22 protein-coding genes and 2 pseudogenes are annotated in these 22,923 nt (G+C 63.2%); 12 read left to right on the plus strand and 12 right to left on the minus strand.

Annotation, left to right across the window (positions count from 1 at the left end):
• From HU719_RS07600 to HU719_RS07615, 4 genes are read left to right on the plus strand one after another with little or no spacing between them, the layout of a single operon-like run.
• Positions 1 to 822, plus strand: a complete 822-nt coding sequence (locus HU719_RS07600) for a CheR family methyltransferase (protein WP_186534581.1) — start codon at positions 1 to 3, stop codon at positions 820 to 822.
• A complete protein-coding gene (locus HU719_RS07605) occupies positions 819 to 1,394 on the plus strand; it encodes a chemotaxis protein CheB (RefSeq protein ID WP_186519951.1) in 576 nt (191 codons plus the stop codon). Before HU719_RS07600 ends, HU719_RS07605 begins: the two co-directional genes overlap by 4 nt.
• Complete coding sequence (locus tag HU719_RS07610) at positions 1,388 to 2,614, plus strand: hybrid sensor histidine kinase/response regulator (protein WP_186534582.1); 1,227 nt, start codon at positions 1,388 to 1,390, stop codon at positions 2,612 to 2,614. The genes HU719_RS07605 and HU719_RS07610 overlap by 7 nt, the downstream gene beginning before the upstream one ends.
• Positions 2,615 to 2,658: 44 nt before the next feature.
• A complete protein-coding gene (locus HU719_RS07615; RefSeq protein WP_186534583.1) occupies positions 2,659 to 3,036 on the plus strand; it encodes a response regulator in 378 nt (125 codons plus the stop codon).
• Between the two features lie 7 nt (positions 3,037 to 3,043).
• On the opposite strand, the gene HU719_RS07620 is transcribed toward HU719_RS07615, so the two are convergent.
• Positions 3,044 to 3,820, minus strand: coding sequence for a ParA family protein (locus HU719_RS07620; protein WP_186534584.1), 777 nt, complete (start codon positions 3,818 to 3,820; stop codon positions 3,044 to 3,046).
• 169 nt (positions 3,821 to 3,989) lie between these two features.
• Between HU719_RS07620 and HU719_RS07625 the strand changes: the two genes are divergently transcribed.
• The gene (locus tag HU719_RS07625) at positions 3,990 to 4,349 is read left to right on the plus strand and encodes a VOC family protein (RefSeq protein WP_186534585.1); all 360 of its coding nucleotides are present in this window, start codon (positions 3,990 to 3,992) and stop codon (positions 4,347 to 4,349) included.
• Positions 4,350 to 4,352: 3 nt separating this feature from the next.
• Here the strand turns inward: HU719_RS07625 and HU719_RS07630 are convergent, their stop codons facing one another.
• Positions 4,353 to 4,730, minus strand: a complete 378-nt coding sequence (locus tag HU719_RS07630; RefSeq protein WP_186534586.1) for a hypothetical protein — start codon at positions 4,728 to 4,730, stop codon at positions 4,353 to 4,355.
• Positions 4,731 to 4,816: 86 nt separating this feature from the next.
• Positions 4,817 to 5,296 (minus strand): hypothetical protein, encoded by a 480-nt coding sequence (locus HU719_RS07635; protein WP_186534587.1) that lies wholly within the window; start codon positions 5,294 to 5,296, stop codon positions 4,817 to 4,819.
• A 179-nt stretch (positions 5,297 to 5,475) separates the two neighbouring features.
• Here HU719_RS07635 and dgt point away from each other — a divergent pair, with 179 nt between their 5' ends.
• Positions 5,476 to 6,690, plus strand: coding sequence for a dGTP triphosphohydrolase (gene dgt, locus HU719_RS07640; RefSeq protein ID WP_186534588.1), 1,215 nt, complete (start codon positions 5,476 to 5,478; stop codon positions 6,688 to 6,690).
• On the opposite strand, the gene HU719_RS07645 is transcribed toward dgt, so the two are convergent.
• Together HU719_RS07645 and HU719_RS07650 are read right to left on the minus strand one after the other, a co-directional pair.
• On the minus strand, positions 6,687 to 7,271 hold the full coding sequence (locus HU719_RS07645; protein WP_186534589.1) for a LysE family translocator: 585 nt from the start codon (positions 7,269 to 7,271) through the stop codon (positions 6,687 to 6,689). The genes dgt and HU719_RS07645 overlap by 4 nt on opposite strands.
• Before the next feature lie 49 nt (positions 7,272 to 7,320).
• Positions 7,321 to 8,151 carry an AraC family transcriptional regulator gene (locus HU719_RS07650; RefSeq protein ID WP_186516154.1) on the minus strand — a complete coding sequence of 277 codons (831 nt, stop codon included), beginning with the start codon at positions 8,149 to 8,151 and terminating at the stop codon, positions 7,321 to 7,323.
• Positions 8,152 to 8,339: 188 nt separating this feature from the next.
• Here HU719_RS07650 and nfsB point away from each other — a divergent pair, with 188 nt between their 5' ends.
• Positions 8,340 to 8,993 carry an oxygen-insensitive NAD(P)H nitroreductase gene (gene nfsB / locus HU719_RS07655; RefSeq protein WP_186516155.1) on the plus strand — a complete coding sequence of 218 codons (654 nt, stop codon included), beginning with the start codon at positions 8,340 to 8,342 and terminating at the stop codon, positions 8,991 to 8,993.
• Between the two features lie 11 nt (positions 8,994 to 9,004).
• On the opposite strand, the gene HU719_RS07660 is transcribed toward nfsB, so the two are convergent.
• Positions 9,005 to 9,922 (minus strand): LysR family transcriptional regulator, encoded by a 918-nt coding sequence (locus tag HU719_RS07660; RefSeq protein ID WP_186534590.1) that lies wholly within the window; start codon positions 9,920 to 9,922, stop codon positions 9,005 to 9,007.
• A gap of 111 nt (positions 9,923 to 10,033) precedes the next feature.
• On the opposite strand from HU719_RS07660, the gene HU719_RS07665 reads away from it, so the two are divergent.
• On the plus strand, positions 10,034 to 11,218 hold the full coding sequence (locus HU719_RS07665) for an MFS transporter (RefSeq protein ID WP_186534591.1): 1,185 nt from the start codon (positions 10,034 to 10,036) through the stop codon (positions 11,216 to 11,218).
• Between the two features lie 3 nt (positions 11,219 to 11,221).
• Here HU719_RS07665 and HU719_RS07670 read toward each other — a convergent pair whose 3' ends face one another.
• Entirely contained in the window at positions 11,222 to 11,854 is a 633-nt protein-coding gene (locus HU719_RS07670; RefSeq protein ID WP_186534592.1) for a LysE family translocator, read from the minus strand.
• Between the two features lie 98 nt (positions 11,855 to 11,952).
• On the minus strand, positions 11,953 to 13,134 hold the full coding sequence (locus HU719_RS07675; RefSeq protein ID WP_186534593.1) for an NnrS family protein: 1,182 nt from the start codon (positions 13,132 to 13,134) through the stop codon (positions 11,953 to 11,955).
• A gap of 184 nt (positions 13,135 to 13,318) precedes the next feature.
• On the opposite strand from HU719_RS07675, the gene HU719_RS07680 reads away from it, so the two are divergent.
• Positions 13,319 to 14,233: a tyrosine-type recombinase/integrase gene (locus tag HU719_RS07680; RefSeq protein ID WP_186516162.1), complete on the plus strand. Its 915-nt coding sequence runs from the start codon at positions 13,319 to 13,321 to the stop codon at positions 14,231 to 14,233.
• Positions 14,234 to 14,600: 367 nt separating this feature from the next.
• Here HU719_RS07680 and HU719_RS07685 read toward each other — a convergent pair whose 3' ends face one another.
• From HU719_RS07685 to HU719_RS07695, 3 genes are all read right to left on the minus strand, one after another.
• Positions 14,601 to 14,903, minus strand: coding sequence for a hypothetical protein (locus HU719_RS07685; protein WP_186516163.1), 303 nt, complete (start codon positions 14,901 to 14,903; stop codon positions 14,601 to 14,603).
• Positions 14,904 to 15,023: 120 nt separating this feature from the next.
• Complete coding sequence (locus HU719_RS07690) at positions 15,024 to 16,376, minus strand: GntP family permease (protein WP_186534594.1); 1,353 nt, start codon at positions 16,374 to 16,376, stop codon at positions 15,024 to 15,026.
• A 119-nt stretch (positions 16,377 to 16,495) separates the two neighbouring features.
• On the minus strand, positions 16,496 to 17,035 hold the full coding sequence (locus tag HU719_RS07695) for a gluconokinase (RefSeq protein WP_186516165.1): 540 nt from the start codon (positions 17,033 to 17,035) through the stop codon (positions 16,496 to 16,498).
• Positions 17,036 to 17,243: 208 nt separating this feature from the next.
• Between HU719_RS07695 and gntR the strand changes: the two genes are divergently transcribed.
• The 3 genes and pseudogenes from gntR to HU719_RS23865 all read left to right on the plus strand — a co-directional run.
• Complete coding sequence (gntR, locus tag HU719_RS07700; protein ID WP_186516166.1) at positions 17,244 to 18,263, plus strand: HTH-type transcriptional regulator GntR; 1,020 nt, start codon at positions 17,244 to 17,246, stop codon at positions 18,261 to 18,263.
• 165 nt (positions 18,264 to 18,428) lie between these two features.
• A pseudogene (locus tag HU719_RS23860) lies at positions 18,429 to 19,145 on the plus strand (PAS domain-containing protein); the annotation flags it as partial.
• Positions 19,146 to 19,250: 105 nt separating this feature from the next.
• Positions 19,251 to 19,682, plus strand: a pseudogene (locus HU719_RS23865) (methyl-accepting chemotaxis protein); the annotation flags it as partial.
• On the opposite strand, the gene HU719_RS07710 reads toward HU719_RS23865, so the two are convergent.
• Positions 19,657 to 22,917, minus strand: coding sequence for a transporter substrate-binding domain-containing protein (locus HU719_RS07710; RefSeq protein ID WP_189659743.1), 3,261 nt, complete (start codon positions 22,915 to 22,917; stop codon positions 19,657 to 19,659). The pseudogene HU719_RS23865 and the gene HU719_RS07710 sit on opposite strands and share 26 nt — an antisense overlap.
• Positions 22,918 to 22,923: the final 6 nt, after the last annotated feature.

The following is a 22,923-nucleotide window of genomic DNA, read 5'->3' on the forward strand; positions in this document are numbered from 1 at the left end:
TTGACCAGTGAACGCAATACCGACATTGAAATCCGGCTGTTGATCGAGGCGATCTACCTCAAGTACAGCTACGATTTTCGCGATTACTCCGGCGCTTCGATCAAGCGCCGGATCCTTCACGCGCTGCGCCAGTTCGATTGCCGCACAGTGACTGCGTTGCAAGAGAAGGTGCTGCACGACCCGGGCATGTTCATGGAGCTGCTGCAGTACCTGACGATCCCGGTCAGCGAGATGTTCCGCGACCCCGGGCATTTTCTGGCGCTGCGCAACGAAGTGGTGCCGCTGCTGCGCACCTGGCCTTCGATCAAGGTGTGGATTGCCGGCTGCAGCACGGGCGAGGAGGTGTACTCGATGGCCATCCTGCTGCGCGAGGAAGGGCTGCTCGAACGCACCATCATCTATGCCACCGACATCAACCCGCACTCGCTGGAGCGTGCCAAGCAAGGCATCTATTCACTGGAGCGCATGGGCGAGTACGAGGAAAACTACCGCAAGGCCGGCGGCCGTCGCGACTTTGCCGAGTACTACACGGCCGCTTATGGCAACGCCATCATGGACAGCACGCTGCGCGAAAACGTGACCTTCGCCGACCACAGCCTGGCCACCGACAGCGTGTTTTCCGAAACCCAGCTGGTGTCGTGCCGCAATGTGCTGATTTATTTCAACAAGGCGTTGCAGGACCGCGCGTTCGGGCTGTTCCATGAATCGCTGTGCCACCGTGGCTTTCTGGTGCTGGGCAGCAAGGAGTCGGTGGATTTCTCGGCCTATGGCGAGCGCTTCGAGCCGCTGGTCAGGCCTGAACGGATCTACCGCAAGTCATGAACGGCATTCGCGCGGTGGTGATCGGCGCCTCGGCGGGTGGCGTCTCGGCGTTGTTCAGCGTGCTTGGCGCGCTGCCTCAGGGCTTCAGCCTGCCGGTACTGTGTGTGCTGCACCTGCCTGAGGGCCGCGACAGCCAGCTTGCCGAGGTGCTGCAGCGGCGCCTGGCGCGACCGGTGCTTGAGGCCGTGGACAAGGCACGTATTGAAAACGGTGTGGTCTATGTAGCCGGGCCGGGTTATCACCTGTCGGTGGAGCGTGACTTCACCCTGTCGCTAAGCCAGGAAGACCCGGTGCATTTTTCGCGACCGGCGATTGATTTTCTGTTTGAATCCGCAGCCGACGCGTATGGCCCAAGCCTGCTTGGCGTGCTGCTGACCGGGGCCAACGAAGACGGCGCCCGAGGGCTTTTGTACATCAAACAAAGCGGCGGCCGGACTATCGTCCAAGACCCCCGCGACGCACAGGTTGCGCTGATGCCGGAGGCCGCACTGGCCCTGCACAGCCCGGACCATATACTTTCATTGAGCGGTATCGGGCAGTTGCTCGCTACTCTGGACCCAAGCGCATGCTGAGTCATACTATCGCCAAACTGCTGATCGTCGACGACCTGCCAGAGAACCTGCTGGCCCTCGACGCCTTGATCCAGGGGCCTGACCGCGAAGTGCACCAGGCCCTGTCGGCAGAGCAAGCGCTGTCGTTGTTGCTCGAGCACGAGTTCGCCCTGGCCATCCTTGATGTGCAGATGCCGGGCATGAACGGCTTCGAGCTGGCAGAGCTGATGCGTGGCACGGAGAAAACCCGCAACATCCCCATCGTGTTCGTCAGTGCTGCCGGGCGCGAAATGAACTACGCGTTCAAAGGCTACGAGAGCGGCGCGGTCGACTTTCTGCATAAGCCCTTGGATACCCTGGCGGTGAAGAGCAAGGTATCGGTGTTCGTCGACCTGTTCCGCCAGCGCAAGGCCCTTGACCGTCAGTTGCAAGACCTTGAGCGCAGCCGCGCCGAGCAGGAAAAGCTGCTGGCCCAGTTGCAGACCGCCCGTGGTGAGCTGGAGCATGCGGTGCGCATGCGCGACGACTTCATGTCGATCGTCTCGCACGAGGTACGTACGCCGCTCAACGGGCTGATTCTGGAAGCCCAGCTGCGGCGTATGCACCTGTCGCGGGGCAATCTGGCGGCGTTCAGTGAGGACAAGCTGCGGGCCATGGTCGAGCGTGACGAGCGGCAGATCAATAGCCTGATTCGCCTGGTCGAGGACATGCTCGATGTGTCGCGCATCCGCACTGGCAAGCTGTCTATCCGGCCCAAGGCGTTCGACCTTGCCCAACTGGTAAAAGGGCTGGTGGCCAACTTCGCCGCCCAGGCCGGCGCGCTGGATACCTACATCGAGCTGACCCAGTGCGAGGCGTTGCAGGGCGAGTGGGATGAATTTCGCATTGAGCAGGTGCTCGCCAACCTGTTGTCCAACGCCCTGCGCTATGGCGACCGCAAACCTGTGCAAGTGCGCGTGTTCGAAGAGGGTGGCATGGCCTGCGTTCAGGTCAAGGATTCGGGCATTGGCATCAGCGCGCACAACCAGCAGCGGATTTTCCAGCAGTTCGAGCGGGTTGCCGCCCATCAGGCCAGTGGCGGGCTGGGCCTGGGCTTGTACATTTCCGAGCAGATCGTGCTGGCACACGGCGGCCGTATTCAGGTGGACAGCGCCGAGGGGCAGGGCTCCACGTTCAGTGTCTACCTGCCGCGGCCGGTGTTGCTGCAGCAAAGCGACCAGGCCCAGGCAACCTCTGTGTAAGCCTGGGGTCTGATAGCCATCCTTTTGAATTCGAAGGCGTTGTCATGAGTGAAGATGCACAAGATGTGGTCCTGATCGTCGAAGACGAGCCAGCGATACGCATGATTTTGCGGGATTACCTGGCGGGTGAGGGTTACCACGTGCTGGTGGCCGAAAACGGCGAAGAAGCGTTCGCCATTCTGGCCAGCAAGCCGCACCTGGACCTTATGGTCACCGACTTTCGCTTGCCAGGCGGTATTTCCGGGGTCGAGATTGCCGAGCCTGCGGTCAAGTTGCGCCCAGACCTCAAGGTGATTTTCATCAGCGGTTACCCGGCTGAAATCCTTGAGTCCGCAAGCCCCATTGCCAAGCGTGCGCCCATTCTGGCCAAACCGTTCGACCTGGATACGTTGACGGCGAAAATCCAGGAACTGCTGCGCTAGTCCTTGTTCAGGCGGCCCGCTCCAGCACGTCCAGCAGTTGCACGAACTCCAGGGCCAGGCGATGCCGTGGCGCCAGATGCACCAGCGGTACGCCGGCCTGGTGCGATTCGCGCATCTTGATCGAGCTGCTCAGGTACACCGGCAGTACCGGCAGGCCCTCGGCACGTAGCTGCTCGACCAAGGTCTTGTGCAGGGCGGTGCGCGCGGCGAACTGGTTGACAACGATGCCTTCTACCTCAAGCGCCGGGTTGTGGTCCTGGCGCAGTTCCTCGACCTCGCTCATCACGCTGAGCAGGGCCTGGCGCGAGAAACTGTCGCAGTCGTAGGGGATCAGCAAGCGCTCAGCGGCAACCAGCGCACTGAAGGTATAGAAATTCAGCGCTGGCGGGGTGTCGATGTAGATGCGTTCGTAGTCCGCCGACAACTCCACCAGCAGCTTGCGCAGCTTGTTGATCTTGTATTTGCTCTCAAGCTTGCCTTGCAGGTCGGCAAGCTCGGCGCTGGCGCTGATCAGGTGCAGGTTGGCGTAGCGGGTTTCGGTGATTATCGCGCGGTGCTTCTTGCCGGTGGCGGGGTTCGGCGCAAGCGTCTGGCGGAAGAAGTCGGCAATGCCAGGGCCAATGGCGTCGGCGCCGAGGCCTGTCAGGTAGTAGCTGGCGTTGGCTTGTGGGTCGAGGTCCACCAGCAGGGTTCGATAGCCCTCGGCTGCACTGGCGGCTGCCAGGTTGCAGGCGATGCTGGACTTGCCTACACCGCCTTTCTGGTTGAATACGACGCGACGCATGGGGCAGTCATCCTTGAAGAAAATGTCAGATCAAGGTCAATCCTATGACTGCAACATGACATTAATAAGACATTGATTGCCTTTCGCGACACAAGGCCGCTCCCGCAGCGTGGACCGTAGGATGCCCCGGCACTATGCTAGCGCTCTATTACCCACCAAGGAGGCCGCCATGGGCCAGCGAGGCAAGGACCAGCAGATCGACAACATCGAATTCAACGTGGCCGATATCCCCCGTAGCAAGGCGTTTTACGGCGCTGTATTTGGTTGGCGCTTCACCGACTACGGGCCGACCTACTGTGAATTCAGCGATGGCCGGCTTACCGGTGGTTTCACTACGGGTGAGCCGGTGCGCCCAGGCGGGCCTTTGGTCATTCTTTACGCCGCAGACCTGGCCGCGGCCCAGCGCCGGGTCGAGGCCGCTCGGGCGCGGATCAGCCGAGAGATATTCGCCTTCCCTGGCGGGCGGCGTTTCCAGTTCATCGACCCCGATGGCTATGAGCTTGCCGTGTGGTCCGCCGAGCCTGAATAAACTCTAGCCTCCACCGCCAGTCCCCCCGGAAGAGCCTAGCGTGGCCGGGGTGCCACGGCCCGTGCCGGGGTTGCCGGCGTCAGGTGTGGTACGCATGCCGCCGGGGTTGCCTACATCCGGAGCGGTACGCCCCGTCCCCGGGTTGCCCACGCCATTGCGGGTGTCATCGTTGCCAGGGTTGACGGTGCCGTCGCCTGTGCCCATGCCATCGCCCGGCACCCCCGAACCGCTTGGGCCGCGTTGGTCAAGGGTGCCCGTACCAGGTTGTTGCTGGCCGGGCAGGGGCGGGTTGTCGTTCATGTCCGTCGCCGCCAGGGCGAGCGGGGCGCCGGTGCTCAGGCACAAAGCCAGGCACAGGCCATGCAGTTGATTGCGGTTCATGTCGGTCTCCCGATCGGGTGATTACCTAAGTGTTGGCAAGTCACCAGCGGCGCGGGTGCCCGCGCCGCGACGGGCGGTGGCGACAGTCAGCCCTGCGGCTGGCCCATCTGTTCCAGCTCGATATTCACCTGGCGCATGCGCTGCTCGACGATGGCCTGCACCTTGGGGTCGTTGGCGCTTTCGCGCATCAAGTTGGAAAGCTTGTCGCCCAGGCGCTTGCCTTCTTCGGTCTCGCCCATTGCCTTGGCTTTGGCCGGGTCACGGGTCGCCTCGATGATCAGCGCGAACTCCTGGTCGTTGAAATTCTTCTTGCTGTACAGGCGGTAGAGGTCCTCGCGCTGGTCATCGACCGTGAGGTGCTTGCGCAGCACTTCGCGGATTTTCTCCTGCGGCACCTGGCGGTGGGTCATCGCCAACAGCTGCGCCATGCGGTCGATATTGTGGTCGTAGGCTTCCTGCAGTGGCAGGCTCGCGACGATCTGCTCCTCGCGCGAAGGCTGCTGGTCGCAGGCGGTGAGGGCGGTGAGCAGCAGCAGGGGGAGCAGCAATGCAGACAAACGGGGCATGGTCGGGGGCCTTGAGCGCTTTGGAGGCGGCAGTTTACTGCAAGTGGGATAGGCGGTGGGTGGATGTCAGAAGCGCCTTACCTTCGGGTTTGCTGAATAAACACCTAGTTTTTGACAGGTCTTTCGGAGGGTGTCATTTATGAGTGGGAAAACACCAAAACGCCACTATGGAAGAGCTCATGTACAACCAAGACGTCATTGCATATGCCAGGCACCAGGAGGCTCTTGTGGCCAAGCTGGAGTACAGGGTCGACCCGAATGAGCACGGCCGCTCCGAGGGCCGTGAAACGCTGATGCGTGATTACGCCCGCATTCTGTACTCGTCATCGTTCCGGCGACTGCAGGGCAAGATGCAACTGCTGGGCATCGACGCCGGACGCTTCAATCGCAATCGGCTCACCCATAGCCTGGAGGTTGCGCAGATTGCTCGCAGTATCGCCAGCGACTTGAAACTCGATGTCACCGTGGTTGCCGAAGCGGCGGCGCTTGCCCATGACATCGGTAACCCGCCATTCGGCCACCATGGCGAGACTGTGCTCGACGAACTGTGCAAGCCCTGCGGCGGTTATGAGGGTAACGCCCAAGCGTTTCGTATTCTGCGAACCTTGGAACGCAAGCATCATGCCTATGATGGCCTGAACCTGAATGTGCGCACGCTGATGGGGGTGACCAAGTACTTCCATCTGCGAGCCAATAACCCGAAAAAATTCCTCTATGACGATGATCACGAGTTTCTGAGTCGAGAGCTGCGCCAGCATGACCTGCAGATCACCAAGAGCATCGACGCCGAGATAATGGACTTGGCTGACGAGATCGCTTATGCCGCTCATGATCTGGAAGACGCGCTGAGCTTCGGCCTGATTAGCCTGGACGAGATCCTTCATGAGTTCCGGATCAGCCCGAAATTCAATTGCGCATACGATGCCCTCGCGGACTTGGCCAACAAAGTGCGCGATGACGCCATGCAGGCCAACCGTCTGGGGTCATCCGAGGAATTCGCCATGGTGCTGAAAAAGGAACTCACTTCCCAAATTGTCTACACCCTGTGTTCGGATATCGACTTGGTCAATGGGCAGCTAGGCTACCGGCAGCATGCCAAGCTCGCGGAGGGCCTCAAAAAGCTGCTGTTCAAAGCGATTCTGCGCAAAAAAGACGTGCAGCTTTACGAAAAGAAGGGCGCTCATGTGATCCGTAAGCTGTTCGAGGTTTACAGCGACCCGAAATACAACCGCGACAACATGCTGTTGCCGGCAGAGTTGCGCTCGATTGACGCAAGTACCGAGCGCAAGGTAACCGACTACATCGCCGGCATGATGGACCTGTACGCCATCCAGGAGTACGAACGCTACTTCGGCAAAGGCAGCCTTGACCGCTATTACTTTGCTCAGCCCTAAACCAGCACCGCCGACCACGCCGATACCAGAAGCAACCCCGCCAAGCTCTGGTTGAACCAGCGCAGCACGCGTGGTGAACGCAGCCAGCGGGCGCTGCCGACACCCAGCAGCACCCAGGTGGTCATGCACGGTATCGCCACCAGCAAGAACACCAGCGACAAGCGCCACACCGGCAGCATGGGTGTGGCGAACACCCCGATCATCGCCACTGCCATCAGCCAGACCTTGGGGTTGACCAACTGCAGTGTGGCCGCGCTCCAGGCGCTGAAGCCGCTGTTGGCCTGGGCCTGCAAGGGTTCACCGGCAGCGCGCAGCATGCGCCAGGCCAGCCAGCTCAGCCACAACGCACCGCCCCAGCTCATCACCTGCTGGGCCAGTGGGTAGCTCAACAGCAACTCACCCAGCCCCAGCCCGACCAGCAGCACGATCAGCGTTGCTGCGCTACAGGCCGCGAGCATCGGCGCCAGGCTTGCGCGCAGGCCGTGACGGGCGCTATGCGCCAGGATCAGCAGGTTGGTCGGCCCTGGGCTGATACTGCCGGCCAGGGCAAAGAGCATAAAGGGCAACAACGTGTGTGACATGGGCAAAGGCTCCGGTTGAACGAAACCCATGTTCGCGGCTGGGGTTGCCTCAGTCTGGAAGGTTTGAGCAGCGCTTGCGGTAGTCGGCCGGGGTCAGCCGGAAGGCGCGGCGGAACCAGCGGCCCAAGTGGCTCTGGTCGGCAAAACCCAAGGCCATGGCGACTTCTGCCGGGGTGTCGCCCCGGGCCAGCAACTGCCGCGCACGGGCCAGGCGCAGCTGGATGAGGTAGGCGTGCGGGGCCAGGCCGAAGGCCGCCTTGAACGCGCGGGTGAGGCGAAAGCGATCGACCCCGCAGACCTGCGCCAGCTCCACCAGGCCGATGTCCTGGTCCAAATGGGCATGCAGGTAATCGCGGGCGATCTGCGCGGTCAGCGGCAGCCGTGGGTCGGGGTCCAGCCGTTTGCGCCATTGCAGGTGGCCCGTCAGGCAGGCGAGCAGGTCGTCCAGCGCGGTCTGGCGCACGATGCGCAGTTCTTGCTGGTGCACCGAATGAAAGGCCCGCGCCGTCGCCCCCGCCAGCCGTGCATCGCAATGCAGGGTAGCGGCAAAGCTGGGCAGGGCGCTGGCGGGGGCGTGTTCGAACAGCGCGCGCAGTTCGGCCTCAAGCCAGGCGGCCTCAAGGTACAGGGTTGAGTAGGTAAAGCCCTCGGCGGTGGGGGCCAGGCCGTCGTGGAGGTCGCCGGGTTCGAGCAGAAAGACCTGCCCGGGCGTGCTGTGATAGCGCACCCGGCGGCAGTGGAACTGCTGCACGCCCTGTTCGGTGCAACCCACCAGAAAGCTATCGTGCCAGTGCGGGTCGTAGGCGTGGCCGGTGAAATGCGCGCGGACCGACTCGATGCCGGTGTCGGCGTCCTGTCTGAGGTCAATCCAGTGGCTCATGGGGCAGCCCTTGCAGAGAAAGCGCCTACCTTAACCCAGCTGCACGGGCAGGTCTGGAACGAATGTGCAGCGCGAAGGACGGGATTTTCGCCGTTGCGCTGAAAGTGTTGCTCGATTGCGCGGGTTTTCTTTTATCGGCGTATCACTAAGATGCGCCTCACCCCTCGATCCCACAGGAATTTGCATTGATGGATACTGTTGCCCTGGCCAAGCGCCGCTACACCACCAAAGCCTACGATGCCAGCCGCCGCATCCCCCAGGCCACTGTCGATGCGTTGCTCGAACAACTGCGCCACAGCCCGTCCTCGGTCAACTCGCAGCCTTGGCATTTCATTGTCGCCGACAGCGCCGAGGGCAAGGCGCGCCTTGCCAAGAGCACCGAGGCCGATTACGCCTACAACACGGCGAAGATCCTCAACGCCTCCCATGTGATCGTATTCGCGGCACGTACCGACATGACAGATGCCCACCTGCAGGCGGTGCTGGCCCAGGAAGACAAAGACGGCCGCTACCGCGACGAGCAGGCCAAGGCCACCGGTGACCAGACCCGGCGCTTCTACGCCGACCTGCACCGTTACAACTACAAGGACCTGCAGCATTGGATGGAGAAGCAGGTGTACCTGGCCTTGGGCACCGCGCTGCTGGGCGCTGCGGCCTATGACCTTGATGCCACGCCCATCGAAGGGTTCGACTTCAAGGTGATGGACGCAGAACTCGGCCTGCGTGAGCGCGGTTTGACCAGCGTCGTGGTCATGGCGCTGGGCTACCGCAGCAGCGAAGACTTCAACGCAGGGCTTGGCAAGTCGCGCCTGCCGGCTGAGCAGGTCTTCACGTTCCTGTAACCTGCCTGACGCTACCTGATCACCGCTGCCAGGCGCTCGCCCAAGGCGTGCACCAGCCCGCTGACTTTGGGCAGATGCCCGCGGTTGCGGCGCCAGGCGAGGTTGATGGGCAGCCCTTGAACCTCGCACTCGGGCAGTATCTGTTGCAAGCTGCCGTCATCCAGTTGCCGCTGCACCAGCCAGGTCGGCAACTGGGCGATGCCAAGCCCGGCCACCACAGCCATGGCCTGGCCTTCACCATCACCAATCGCCAGCCGCCCGGGCATCGCCCTTAGCTGGTCCACCCCTTGGCGCGAGCCGGTGAAGTGCAGCGGCGGGGTGCTGCCGTCGGTGTTGGCATACAGCACGCAGCCGTGGGCGTGTAACTGCTGTTCGTTGCGCGGCGTGCCATGGCGGGCCAGGTAGGCGGGAGATGCGCAGAACACCAGGCGCTGGTTGCCCAGGTAGTGGTGCTCGATGCCGGGCTGCCAGGTGTCTGGCCCGCCGATACGTACCACAACGTCGATACCTTGTTCGGCCAGGTCAACAAAGCGGTCTGACATTGTGATGTGTGGCTGTACCTTGGGATGCTGCGCGGCAAACGCCAGCACCGCCGGCAGCGCATGCAGGCGACCGAAGCTGGCCGGCAGGTCGATGCGCAAGGTGCCGCTGGGCGTCTGGTGCTCATCGTTCAGCGCTAGCTCGGCATCTTCCAGCTCGCCCAGCACCCGGCTGCAGGTGCGGTAGTAGGCCGCGCCTCCGTCGGTCAGCGCCAGGCGCCGGGTGGTGCGCTCGAACAGGCGTACCTGCAGGCGCCGCTCCAGCCGCGCGATGCCTTTGCTGACAGCCGAGGCGGTAAGGTTCAGGCGCTCGGCAGCGGCGTTGAAGCTGCCAGCATTGGCCACGCTGACGAACAGGTCGATATCCTTGAGGCGTTCGGAGGCGCTCATGTTCGGCTCGCTATTAGTGAATTCTGTTCTGCTTATATCGGAATAAGTGCCAGCAATCGGAATATAGTTCCCGATTAAACTGGCCCGTCGTTTATACAGGATTGTTTAGCTATGCCAACCTCTGCTGTGATCTGTGAAGCCGAGCGCCCGGCCAGCCGCGCCGGGCTGCCCATTGCACTGCTCGCAATCGGCGGCTTTGCCGTGCTGACCACCGAATTTCTGATTCTTGGCCTGTTGCCGGCACTGGCGCGGGACTTGGGCCTGTCCGTAGCCGGTGCCGGCCAGTTGGTCACCCTGTTCGCGGTGACAGTCATGCTGTTCGGCCCGCCGCTGACCGCCTGGCTGTCACCGCTGCCGCGCAAACCGCTGTTCATCGGCATTCTGCTGGTGTTTGCCGCAGCCAATGTACTCTCGGCAGTGGCGCCCAGCCTTTGGGTGCTGGCCCTGTCGCGGTTCATCGCCGCGTTGGCGTTGCCGGTGTTCTGGGGCACCGCCAGCGAAAGCGCAGGGCAACTGGCCGGCAAAGGCCGCGAGGGTTGGGCGGTGTCGCGGGTCTACCTGGGCATCACCGCTGCATTCGTGTTCGGTATCCCATTGGGCACCGTGGCGGCGGGGCTGGTGGGGTGGCGCGGCAGTTTCTGGCTGTTGTCAGGCCTGTGCCTGTTGGTGGCGCTGCTGATGTCGGCGTGCCTGCCGAGCATGCCGGCGGTGCCCAAGCGGGCCAGCGGCGAGCGGCAGACGGTAATCCTCAAGGACCGGCGCTTCATTGCCCATGTGCTGTTGTCGGCGCTGGTGTTCAGTGCGATGTTCACCGCCTACACCTACCTGGCCGAGATCCTCGAGCAGGTGGCCGGGGTGCCGGCCAGCCAGGTCGGCTGGTGGCTGATGGGCTTTGGCGTGGTCGGTATGCTGGGTAACGCCTTGGCCGGGCGCATCACTGACCGCAGCCCGCTGCGTGCCACCGTACTGTTGCTGGTAATGCTGGCCTTGGGCATGGGCGCGGCAGTGCCGCTGGCCGCGAACACGCCATTGCTGATCGCCGCCCTGGTGCTCTGGGGCATTGCCTACACAGCGTTGTTCCCGGTGTGCCAGGTGCGGGTGATGCAGGCCGGGGCCAAGGCCCAGGCGCTGGCGGGGACGTTGAATGTGTCGGCGGCCAACGGCGGTATTGCCGCAGGCGCCGCGCTGGGGGGCGTGGCGATCCAGACCTTGGGCCTGGGCGCCTTGGGTTATGTCGCTTGTGTGTTTGCCCTGCTGGCAATCATCGCGGCCTTGCTGCTCAAGGCCGGCGAATAGCGCTCAGACCGCCTTGGTGTTGAGCAGGCGCACACCCAGCCCGATGAAGAGGGCGCCGGTAGCGCGCTTGCACCAGGCGGCAACCCGCGATGCCTTGAGGCGCTGGCCGAAGCGGTAGGCGGTAAAGCAATACACCGAGTGCACCAGGCAGACAATCAGCGCCATGCTCAGGTACATGGCCGCGAACTGGCCAAAAATGGGCCGGCCTGGCTCGAGAAATTGCGGCAGGAAGGCGCAGAAGAACACCAAGGTCTTGGGGTTGCTGACCGATACCAGAAACGCCTCAAGGCCAATGCGCCATTTGCTGTGGTTGCTGACCCGTGCGACCCGCTCGGCAGGGATGCTGGCGGGGCGACGTGCCAGTAGCTGACGCAGGCCGAGATAGATCAGGTACCCCGCGCCGACCAGTTTGAGCGCAAGAAACGCCGCTGGCAGCGACACCAGCAGGGCGCCCACGCCCATCGCCACTGCGCTGATTGCCAGCAATTGCGCGGCGAGGTTGCCAAACAGGGTCATGCCCATTCCCGACGGGCCGTAGCGCAGCGCGTTGCGCACGGTCAGCAGCACATTGGGGCCGGGGCTGAGTGAGGTGATCAGGTAGGCGAGGGAGAAAGTCAGCCAGAGGTGCAAAGCCATTGGGCGCGTCCTGTTGCGCGGGGGAAGGCGTCAAGATGCCAGCTCTGCAGCCGCTCCGCCAGCCCCCATGCACTCATTTGGCGCGCCAAGGCGAGCAGTCACCCAGCCATCCCATCCACCCGGGGTTGGGTCAATATCGCCCAGTAGTGCCAAACGAACAGCCCCAGGCCTGTGGCTGCAAGCAGCACCGATAGACCCAACGCCTGCGCCGTGAATGGCACAAAGGCCACGCGGACCAAGGCTGCCAGTTGGATAAATGCAAACGCCCAACCTACGCTGCGCGGCACTTCCAGCGCCCGCCCGGTATGCCCCAGGCTCACCCGTGCCATCATCGCCACGATCAAACCGGTCATGCCGCCCACGCTCAAGGCATGCACCGCGAGGCTCGGGCTGACCTCGACCCCGGCATGCCACAACGCCAACCCAAGGCAGGCCGGGACCAGCCACGCGTAGGCCACATGCAGCGACCACAGCAGCGGTACCCGCCAGATGCCGCGGTCATGCCACAACGCCAATCGCACCACGTGCAGTGCACCCAGCCCGGCGAACAGCACCGCCATCAGCGGTTGTGGAGTGTCGTTGAGGCCCAGCGCATAGGTCGCCGGCAATGCGATGCTGCCCAGCAGGCAAGCTCGGTCCAGCCAAGGGCGCGGTATCGCAGGGGCCATGTTGCCCAGCCCGCGACGGGTGAAGAACGGAATCACCCGGCCGCCGATCACGCTCATCATCGCCGCTACCAGCCATAGCCCGGCCAGCACGCCATGGCGCTGCCAGCGCTCGTCCTGGTTCAGCCAGCCCAGCAGGGTCAGCCACTGGCAGCCCGCCAGCAGCATCACCAGCACCACGATCGGGTAGTTGTTACGCAGCCGCCGGATGACGATCGGCCGCGCCAAGGCCAGCGCCACCAGCGGCAGGAATGCGCCGTGCAGTGTTATCAGCAACCAAGAGGGCAGTGGCACGAACCAGCTCACTCGGCCCAGCAGCCACAGCAGAAACAACCCTTGCAGCGGCCGCCCGGACAACCCCGGCATGCCGCTCCAGGTTTGCACGGCCGTCAGCAGAAACCCCGCGACAATCGCCACGGCAAAGCCAAACAGCATCTCGTGCCGGTGCCAGGCGAGCATGCCGCCGGCGGGCGTTGGCTGCACGATGCCGGTCAGCACCGCCCCCCACAACAGCAGGGCGACCAGTGCGAAGGCACTGCCGGCCAGAAAGAACGGGCGAAAACCCAGCGCCCAGAGGGCTTGGCGCGGGCGGGCGCTGATCGGCTGAACGAGCATTAGGGCGGACCTCGGTTCGATTCCGGAAGAGTGATGGGGTACCATCACGATTCGTGCCATCGCGCAAAGCCTTGAATATCAAGGTGATGGCAGCCTTTGCGGTCACAATGACTCATGCCGGATGCTGTCGTTACGACAGCATTAAGAGTCATATTGACCCGCTCCACGCTACAGGACTTTCGTTGTGACCGACCTTCTGCGCAATCCGCTGCTGCAGTACCTGGCTCGCTTGGCCCCCTCCAGCCAGCTGACCATGCGCTACATCCTGCAGGACGCCGCCGATCGCCTGGGCTTTGTCGAGGTCGACATTGCCGATGTGCCCTGGCACCACCTTGAGCCCGGCCACGTGGTTGCATTGGTCGCCGCGCTGCGCACCGATGGCTACGCCCCGAACACCTCCTCGCTGTACGTGAATGCTGTGCGAGGGGTTATGAACGAGGCATGGCGCCAGGGGCTGATTGAGCATGAGCAACTGCTGAAGATCCGCGAGATCAAGCCGGCCAGCGGCAGCCGCCTGCCGCCGGGGCGCAACCTGCGGCGCAGCTTGATCCGCGAATTGATGGATGTCTGTGCGGCCGACCCGCGCCCGCAGGGCGTGCGCGATGCGGCAATACTGGCGCTGTTGTACGGCACCGGCATGCGCAAGTCAGAGTCGGTGGACGTCGACCTGGCTCAGGTCGATTTTGCCGAACGCAGCGTGGTGGTGCTGGGCAAAGGCAACCGGCAGTTGCTCAAATACGCCCCGGCATGGGCGTTCGAGAAGTTGCAAGCCTGGCTGGACCTGCGCCGCCAGCAATTGCCGGCCGGCGTGGAGGACGATGGGTTTCTGTTCAATCGCATCCGCCGGGGCAACCACATCACCCGCGCACGCATCACCAAGCATGCGATCTACTACATTGCTCGCCAGCGCGGCGCACAGGTAGGCGCGAAGATCATGCCGCATGACTTCCGCCGCGCGTTCATCACCCGGGTGATCGAGGAGCATGACCTGTCGATTGCCCAAAAGCTTGCGCACCACGCCAATATCCAGACCACCGCTGCGTATGACCGGCGCGATGACAACGAGCGGCGGCGGGCGGTGGAACGGTTGGATTACTGATCACGCTGACGTTGCTGCGCAGGCTTGGACCGGCCTCATCGCAGGCTGGCGCCAGCTCCCACAAGAATTGAGCCAGGCACCCATATCGCAGCTGACGCGGTCCTGGTGGGAGATTCTATGGTTTTGTACAAGCCTCTTCCCGCCAGACATATCTCCTTGTGGCGAGCGGGCTTGCCCCGCGTTGGGCTGCGCAGCAGCCCCTTGGGTTGTTAGGGCTGCTGCGCAGCCCAACGCGGGACAAGCCCGCTCGCCACAACTCTCTATCATTTCCACAGGGTTGGGTCCAACCAGCAGTGTTGCGGTTAAACATGGCCTCTGTGGGAGCTGGCGCCAGCCTGCGATGAGGCCATGACATTGTACAAACCTGTCATGGCTTGCCAGCGTTGCCTGAGCCACCACCATCACGCCCCATCCCTTCAGACCCACTACCGCCGTTCATCCCCGGCAGGTCGCGGCTGTCGTTTTGCTTGCTCGGCGGGCTGTCCGGGTCGTTGCCTTGGATACGCGGGTCGGTGTCACGTGGCATCGGCTTTTCGATGGGGTTAAGGGTGCTGTCCACGCCAGGTTGTGGGGCCGGGTTGTGCGGGTCGTCCGGGTAGGTAGTCCCGGTGCCGACGGCAAACGCCAGTGGCGAGGCGAGCAGGGCTGCTAGCAAATAAGCACGTTTCATAGGGCAGACTCCTTTGCGATGACTGAGGCCGGACAGCGCAGGGCGCAAAATACACCCCACGCCGTCTTTCCCATTAGGGCCTGCGCCCCTTCATCAAGGTGCCATCGCCCCGATCAACGGTTACACCACCATCGACAGCAACATGATGAAGATGATGCCGACCACCGAAAGAATGGTCTCCATCATGCTCCAGGTCTTGAAGGTTTCGGCCACAGTCATGTTGAAGTACTGCTTGACCAGCCAGAAGCCTGCGTCGTTCACGTGGGACAGGATCAGCGAGCCTGCGCCCGTGGCCAGTACCAGCAACTCGCGGTTGACGCCGGGTACCAGGTCGATCACCGGGGCGACGATGCCGGCGCCGGTGATGGTAGCCACGGTTGCAGAGCCGGTGGCAATGCGGATCACAGCTGCCACCAGCCAGGCCAGCATGATTGGCGAGATTTCAGCCTGCACGGCCATCTGCCCGATGACATTGCCCACGCCGGTGTCTACCAGCATCTGCTTGAAGCCGCCGCCGGCCCCGACGATCAGCACGATGGCAGCCGTGGGCGCCAGGCTTTGGTCGAGCATCTTCATGATTTGCTGGCGGCTGAAACCGCGAGCCGAACCAAAGGTGTAGAACGCCAGCAGCAGGGCCGCGAGCAGGGCGGTGATCGGGTGGCCGATCAGGTCCATCCATTGGCGCACGATGTGCTCGGCAGGCAGCACCACGTCAGCGAAGGTCTTGAGCAGCATCAGCACCACCGGCAGCAGCACGGTAGCCAGGGTGACGGTAAAGCTTGGCAGGTTGTCGCGGCTGGAGTCGCGGGCAATCTGGTCCATCAGCTCCTGCGACGGGTTGCCGGGGATGTAGCGCGAGATGAAGTTGCCGAACAGCGGCCCTGCGATAACCGCCGTGGGCAGCGCCACCAGCAGGCCGTAGAAGATGGTCTTGCCGATGTCGGCGTTGAAGATGCCAATAGCCAGCAGCGGCCCCGGATGGGGCGGCACCAGGCCGTGGACCACCGAAAGCCCGGCCAGCAGGGGGATGCCGATTTTCACCAGCGACACCCCCGAGCGGCGGGCGACGATGAACACCAGCGGGATCAGCAGCACGAAGCCGATCTCGAAGAACAGCGGGATGCCTACCAGAAATGCGGCGAACATCATCGCCCAGTGCACCTTCTGTTTGCCGAAGGCGCGGATCAGCGTTTGCGCGATCTGGTCGGCACCGCCGGAATCGGCCATCAGCTTGCCGAGCATGGTGCCCAGCGCCAGGACGATGCCGACAAAGCCCAGCACCCCGCCAAAGCCGTCCTGGAACGACTTCATGACCTTGGCCACTGGCATGCCGGAAGTCAGGCCGAGAAAGCCTGCGGCCAGGGTAAGGGCAACGAAGGGGTGGACCTTGAAATGGGTGATCAGCAGGATCAGCCCGACGATGGTGACCAGCGCGTCGAGCAACAGGAAGGTATCAGTAGCCAGTCCGAACATGGTTCTTATGCCTCGGTCTTGTCGTTGTTGTTAGTGGCGTAGCGTTTTCAGGTGCAGCGTATTGCAAAGGGTGAAGTCTTGAGACAGCGCTATCTTTGGTGAGCCGGGTAACCGCCTGTTCAGGCGATACGCGCCAAGCTCCGCTCACCGTCGCGCTTTAGCCAGGTGTCCACGCTCTCGGCCAGCGCTGCAATTGGGCGCGTGGCGTCGAGCGCCAGGGTGTGCGGCTCGCCCTCAGGGGTTTCCAGGGCGGCGAACTGGCTTTCGATCAGGCTGGCGGGCATGAAATGCCCAGGCCTGGCCAGCACGCGCTTTTCGGCTTCTTCCGGGGTCAGTTCAAGGAATACGAACGCCAGGGTGGGCACGGCGTCGCGCAGGGTCTGGCGATAGCGGCGCTTGAGCGCCGAGCAGGTCAGGATCGGGCGCTCGCCTGCAGCCAGCGTGGCCTGCAGCTCTTCGCCAAGACGCAGCAGCCAGCCGGCGCGGTCGTCGTCGTCAAGGGGGATGCCGGCGCTCATCTTTTCGATATTGGCGGCAGGGTGGAAGGCATCGCCTTCGATCAGGCGGCCGCCGCTGCGCGCGGCGATGGCAGCGCCGATGCAGCTCTTGCCGCAACCAGCCACGCCCATTACTACGATCGCGGTCAGGGAAGGGTTCATCAGTACCTCCTGCTCGGTGAGATAGCGCTGTCTCGACTACGGCGAGTCGAAGGTACCGGCGCCACCCTCCGGGGTGTTATTGATCTTGTTTTGGGCAGTATGGACGCTCTGCACATGCCTGTTGCCACGTTTGCATTGCTTGCGTCCTGAGACAGCGCTACCTTAGTGACCGTTCCCCATTCCTGCAAGTAGTAAAATTACAACATCCATGTCCCGTACCGGCTCCCGCACTACAGGTCGTCCCACGCTGGCAGAAGTCGCCAGGCTTTCCGGGGTTTCCCCGATTACCGCTTCGCGCGCCTTGCGTGGCGTGAGCACAGTTGCGCCCGCGCTGGCCGAAAAAGTCATGGCCGCTGCCGCGAGCCTGGGCTATATCGCCAACCCTGCTGCCCGCGCGCTGGCCTCGGCGCGCAGCCATTCGGTGGTGGTGCTGATTCCGTCGCTGTCCAACCAGCTGTTCATCGACACCTTGGAGGCCATCCACGAGGTCATGCGCCCGCGTGGCCTTGAGGTGCTGATCGGCAACTATCACTACGATATCGCCGAAGAAGAGAACCTGATCCGCAATTACCTGGCCTATCAGCCCTGCGGCATGCTGCTGACCGGCTTTGAGCGCAGCGAAGGCTCGCGCCTGCTGCTTAACGCAAGCCAGGTGCCGCGCGTGCACATGATGGAACTGGGTGGCGAGGCGGGTGCCTTGTCGGTCGGTTTTTCCCAGTTCGAAGCAGGCCGGGCCGCCGCACGCCACCTACTGCAGCGCGGCCGGCGGCGCCTGGCGTTCATTGCCGCGCAGTTGGACCCACGGGTCATGCAGCGTGCCGAAGGTTTCCGCCAGGCGCTGGTCGAGGCCGGCTTGCAGGCCACCGAGCTGGAAGTGCTCGACCCGCAGCCGTCGTCCATTGGCCTTGGCGGTGAGCTTTTCAGCCGCCTGCTGGCCAAGGCACCGGATGTCGACGGGATTTTCTTCTGTAATGACGACCTGGCCCAGGGTGCGGTATTGCAGGCGCTGCGCGAAGGCATCGAAGTGCCCCGACGAGTGGCGATGGTCGGTTTCAACGATTTGCCGGCCTCGGCGCACATGGTCCCGCCACTCACGTCCATTCGCACGCCGCGCGCTGCGGTGGGGCGCAGCGCAGCGCAGGCGCTGTTGGGGCTGCTCGACGGCAAGCGCGTAGGTGCAGAGCAGCAGGACCTGGGCTTCGAGCTGATGGTGCGCGAGAGTTCCTGAGCGGTAAATGCCTGGTCCGCGGTGATAGCAGATCGCTTGCACGGATACGGCTCCGATCTATGCTCCTTGAGACCCCGTGGCGCTCAAGGAGGCACGCTCATGTTCGAGTATCACCGCAAGTCCGATCTGGTCGAGATTCAGCGCTGCCGCGACGCGCTGGCAGGGATGCAGGCCAAACTTGCGGCGATCAGCCGTTCGATGGCAATGATCGAGTTCGCTCCCGACGGTACGATCCTCGCTGCCAACGAGCACTTCTGCAACACCATGGGCTACAGCCTTGACGATATTCTCGGCAAACACCATCGAATTTTCTGCGACCCAGGTTATGCCAAGAGCGCGGAGTATCAGCAGCTGTGGCGAGAGCTGCGGGAGGGCAAGGCCATAAGCGGCACCTTCGAGCGGCTCGACAAGGCCGGGCGCGAAGTCTGGCTGGAAGCGAGCTACATGCCGGTGCTCAATGAACAGCAGCAGGTTACCAGCGTGATCAAAGTGGCGTCCGACATCACCCGCCATGTGATCGAGGAGCACGAGAGCGAAAGCTTGCTCAAGGCCATTGGCCGCTCCATGGCAGTCGTGGAGTTCACCCCGGCAGGCCGGGTAATCAAGGCCAACCAGAATTTTCTCGACACCTTGGGCTACCGCCTGGATGAAGTGGTTGGCCGCCATCACGGGCTGTTCTGCCTGCCCCATGAGCGTGAATCGGCCGAATACCGCGAGTTCTGGGCTTCGCTCAATCGTGGCGAATACCATTCGCACCGCTTCGAAAGGGTCGATAAACATGGACGTACCGTCTACCTGGAAGCGTCGTACAACCCGATTTTCGACAACAAGGGCCGCCTGTGCAAAGTGGTGAAGTTCGCCAGCGACATCACCGGCCAGATCAGCACCCAGCAGACCGCCGCCGATGCCGCCCATGCAAGCTCCGTGCAAACCGATGCCTGCGCGCGCAAAGGCAGCCAGGTGGTGCAACAGGCGGTGCAGGTTATCGAACAGATTTCCGCCGAACTCAATCAAGCTGCGCAAACCATCGATGCGGTCAGCCGCCAATCAGAGGTCATCGGGCAGATCGTCGCGACCATTCGCGGCATCGCCGACCAGACCAACCTGCTTGCGCTCAACGCTGCCATCGAGGCGGCACGGGCAGGTGAGCATGGGCGTGGTTTTGCGGTGGTGGCCGACGAGGTGCGCACCCTCGCTGCGCGCACCAGCAAGGCGACCGTGGAAATTGTCGAGGTGGTGCGGCAGAACCACGACCTGTCGTTGACGGCGGTGGCAAGCATGCAGTCGAGCTTGTCGCGTACTTGCATTGGCGTGGAACTGGCCAATGAAGCGGGCACGGTGATCCTGGAAATTCAGCAAGGCTCACGGCATGTGGTCGACGCCATCAGCCAGATCAGTTCGACCCTTCAATTGCATTGAAACTCTCGCGCAGCTCGCGCTCGAGGCCCTGCAAGCTGGCTAACAGCGTCAGCAGCAGGGACTCGCAGGCGTGCCCTTGGGCGAGGGCATGTTCGATTGCTTCGCAGTCGCGCACCACCACGCTGACCTTGAGCATCTTCGCGCCACCTTTGATGCGGTGCACCGCCATCGCCAAAGCGTAGGGTTCGGCATCCGCACCCAGCTCGCGCAGTGAGTGCAAGTCTTCTGCGGTGCTGTCGGCCAGTTGGCTGAGCAGGGTCAAGGTCAACTGGTGGTCGTCCTGGGTCAGGTGCCGAAGCTTGGCCAGCTCGAAGCCACTGGCGCGCAAGGCCGGCTCACCCGTTTGTACAGCGTCGGCAAATGCCAGCGCTGCGGCCTGCGCCAGGCCAGCCTGCAAGGCGCGCAACCCCAGCGGCTTGAACAGGCAGTCGTCCATGCCGCTGGCTAGGCAGCGTTCGCGCTCTTCGGCCATTGCGTTGGCGGTGACACCGATGATGCGGCAGGGTGGCAGTTGCCGTGCCTGCTCCAGCTCGCGGATCCGCCGAGCCAAGGTGTGGCCGTCCATCACGGGCATGTTGCAGTCGGTAATCACTACATCGAAACGGCCACCTTGCCACAGTGTCAATGCCGCTTCGCCGTGTTCGGCGCTGGTGACCCGGTGGCCGAGCGAGCTCAGTTGCTTGTCTAGCAACAGCAGGTTGGCGGGGTAGTCGTCGACCACCAGAATATTGAGCGCCCGGCTGTCGGTTAGCGAATCTGAGCCGCTGGGTGCTGCCTTGCTGGGCGGCAATGCGTGGGGCAGCGTCAGTTGCACGTCAACCTGGGTGCCCAGGCCCTCCAGGCTTTGCAACGTGAGCGCGCCGCCCATCAGCTCGCTCAGGCTGCGGCTGATCACCAGGCCCAGCCCTGCGCCTTGGCGCCCTTGGCGGTCATTCGCCTGGACGAAGGCGCTGAACAGCCGCTGCTGGTCGGCTGCACTGATGCCGACACCGCTGTCCTTGACCTGCAGCATGACATCGAGCTTGCCCTCGGCCGCAGGCGCGGTGCGCAGCGATACATCTACTTGGCCGCGCTGGGTGAACTTGATCGCGTTGCTGACCAGGTTGGCCAGCACCTGCTTGAGCCGCAGTGGGTCGGCCTCGACCCAGCAGGGGCTGCCGGGAAGCACTGCGTGCAGCGCGATGCCCTTGGCCCTGGCGTTGCCTTCGAACATGCGCAAGGTTGCCTGCACCAGCGCGGTCAGGTCGCAGGTCACCGGGTTAAGGGTCATGCGGCCCGACTCGATGCGCGAGATATCCAGCACATCGCCAATCAGATCCAGCAGGCCGATCGCCGAGGTGTGGGCGGTTTCCAGGGCCTGGCTGTCGCTGCGCCCACGCAGGCTTTCTTGCAGAGCCATCTCCAGCAGCCCGATGACGGCGTTCATCGGGGTGCGGATCTCGTGGCTCATCACCGCCAGGAAGGTGCTTTTGGCCTGGCTGGCCTGTTCGGCCTCATTCTTGGCCTGGTGCAGTTGTTCGAGCAGCGCGCGGCTCAGCCCCAGTTGCTTTTGCAGAGCTTCCTGGGCCTCGCTGCGGTGCTGGATCAGCCTGCGCAGGTAACGGTTCCAGAACGCCACGCCAATCAGCAGCACTGCCGCCAGTGCCAGTATTTGCAGGGCCAGGGTACGGTAATTGCGCCACGGGCTGTCGCTGGCCACCGCGCTGATGCGCCAGCGGTCGATCATCTGGTCGAGCTCATCGGGCGGCAGGCTCAACAGTGCTTTGTCCAGGATCGCCTGCAACTGCGGCTGCGCCGGGTTGACGGCAAAGCTTGCAGGTATGGGTTCATCCGCCAGCTGCGCGGCGATCTTGAGTTTGCCGTTGGCGATCTGGTTGATGAAGTAGCTGGCGTTGACGCCGTTGCTAAGTGCCACGTCGACCTTGCCGTCAATCACCGCCTGCAACAGCTGTAACGGGTTCTGCGCTTCAAGCGTTGCAGGCTGCGCAAGGTCCGAGCGCAACGGTGAGCCTTGCAACACTGCCACGCGCATGCCGTGCAGCGGGGCGCGGTCGTCCAGGGGCGGGGCATCGCTACGGGTTACCAGCACCCGTGGGCTGATCATGAACGGGCGGCTGTAGCGCACGCGTGCGGCCTGCTGCGGGTCGACCCCTATGGCGCCAAGCATGTCGACCTTGCCTTGGGTTACCGCGTCCAGCATTGCGTCGAAGGAATCGGCGAACACGATTTCGAAGTGCAACCCGGTGCGCCGAGTTATCTGCTCCAGCACATCGATGGCGATGCCGCGCGGCTGTTGCAAGGCATCGGTGAACGACACTGGTGCCAGTTGGGTGTTGATCATGACCCGTATATTGGGGTGCTGGCTGATCCAGTTGCGCTCTTCGGGGGTCAGGGCGTCCAGGCGTCGGTCGAGCAACGTGCCGCTGCTGCCACGGGTCCAGCGGCGCAGAATGTTCAGGCGTTCGCTGTCGGCAATGCGTTGCAACGCCTGATTGACCAGTTGCTGCAGGCGCAGGTTGTCGCGGTCCATGGCAAACGAAAAGGTGCTGGCGGGCGCTTTGACGAAATGATCGATGCCTGCGAGGCCTTGGTAACCCTTGGCAAGCACGTAATCGGTACTGATGGCATCGCCAAGGTACGCGTCTGCCTGGCCCAGCGCCACCGCCGCGACGCCGGCCAAGGTGGAACGATACAAGCGCAGTTGAGCTTCGGGGTACAACCGTTGCACCGCCTCAAGCGGTACGTAGTGGTCGACCATGGCCAGGCGCTTGCCAGCAAGGTCGCCGGCATCGCGCAACGAATAGCCGCGGCGGCTGACCACTACGGGCAAGTCGTCTGCGTAGGGCTGGCTGAGGGCAAGCTCGGCGTCGGCGGCTTCGAAAGCGTTGGAGGTGCCCAGCAGGTCGATTTCGCCCCGGTGCAGGGCGGCAATGGCCAGCTCGCGGGTGGCATAGCGCCAGACTTTTACCGGCACGCCAAGCTGCTCGCCAATCAAGCCGGCGTAGTCGGCGCTCAGGCCTTCATAGTCGGACTGGCTGGTATTGATATCAAAAGGCGGGTAGTCGGGGCGCGAGGTGCCCAGGCGCAGGCTTTCACGCGTTGCAAGCCACTCGCGGTCGGGCAATGACAGTTTCAGGGGCGGCCCGGCACTTTGTGACCGAGCCAGCAGGTTTCGGCTTTCGCCAGAGGGTTCTGCCCACGAAGGCAGGCAGGCGGTGAGCAGCAGGCACAGCAACGTGCC

This window comes from Pseudomonas farsensis, from assembly GCF_014268805.2.
Lineage (GTDB): Bacteria > Pseudomonadota > Gammaproteobacteria > Pseudomonadales > Pseudomonadaceae > Aquipseudomonas > Aquipseudomonas farsensis.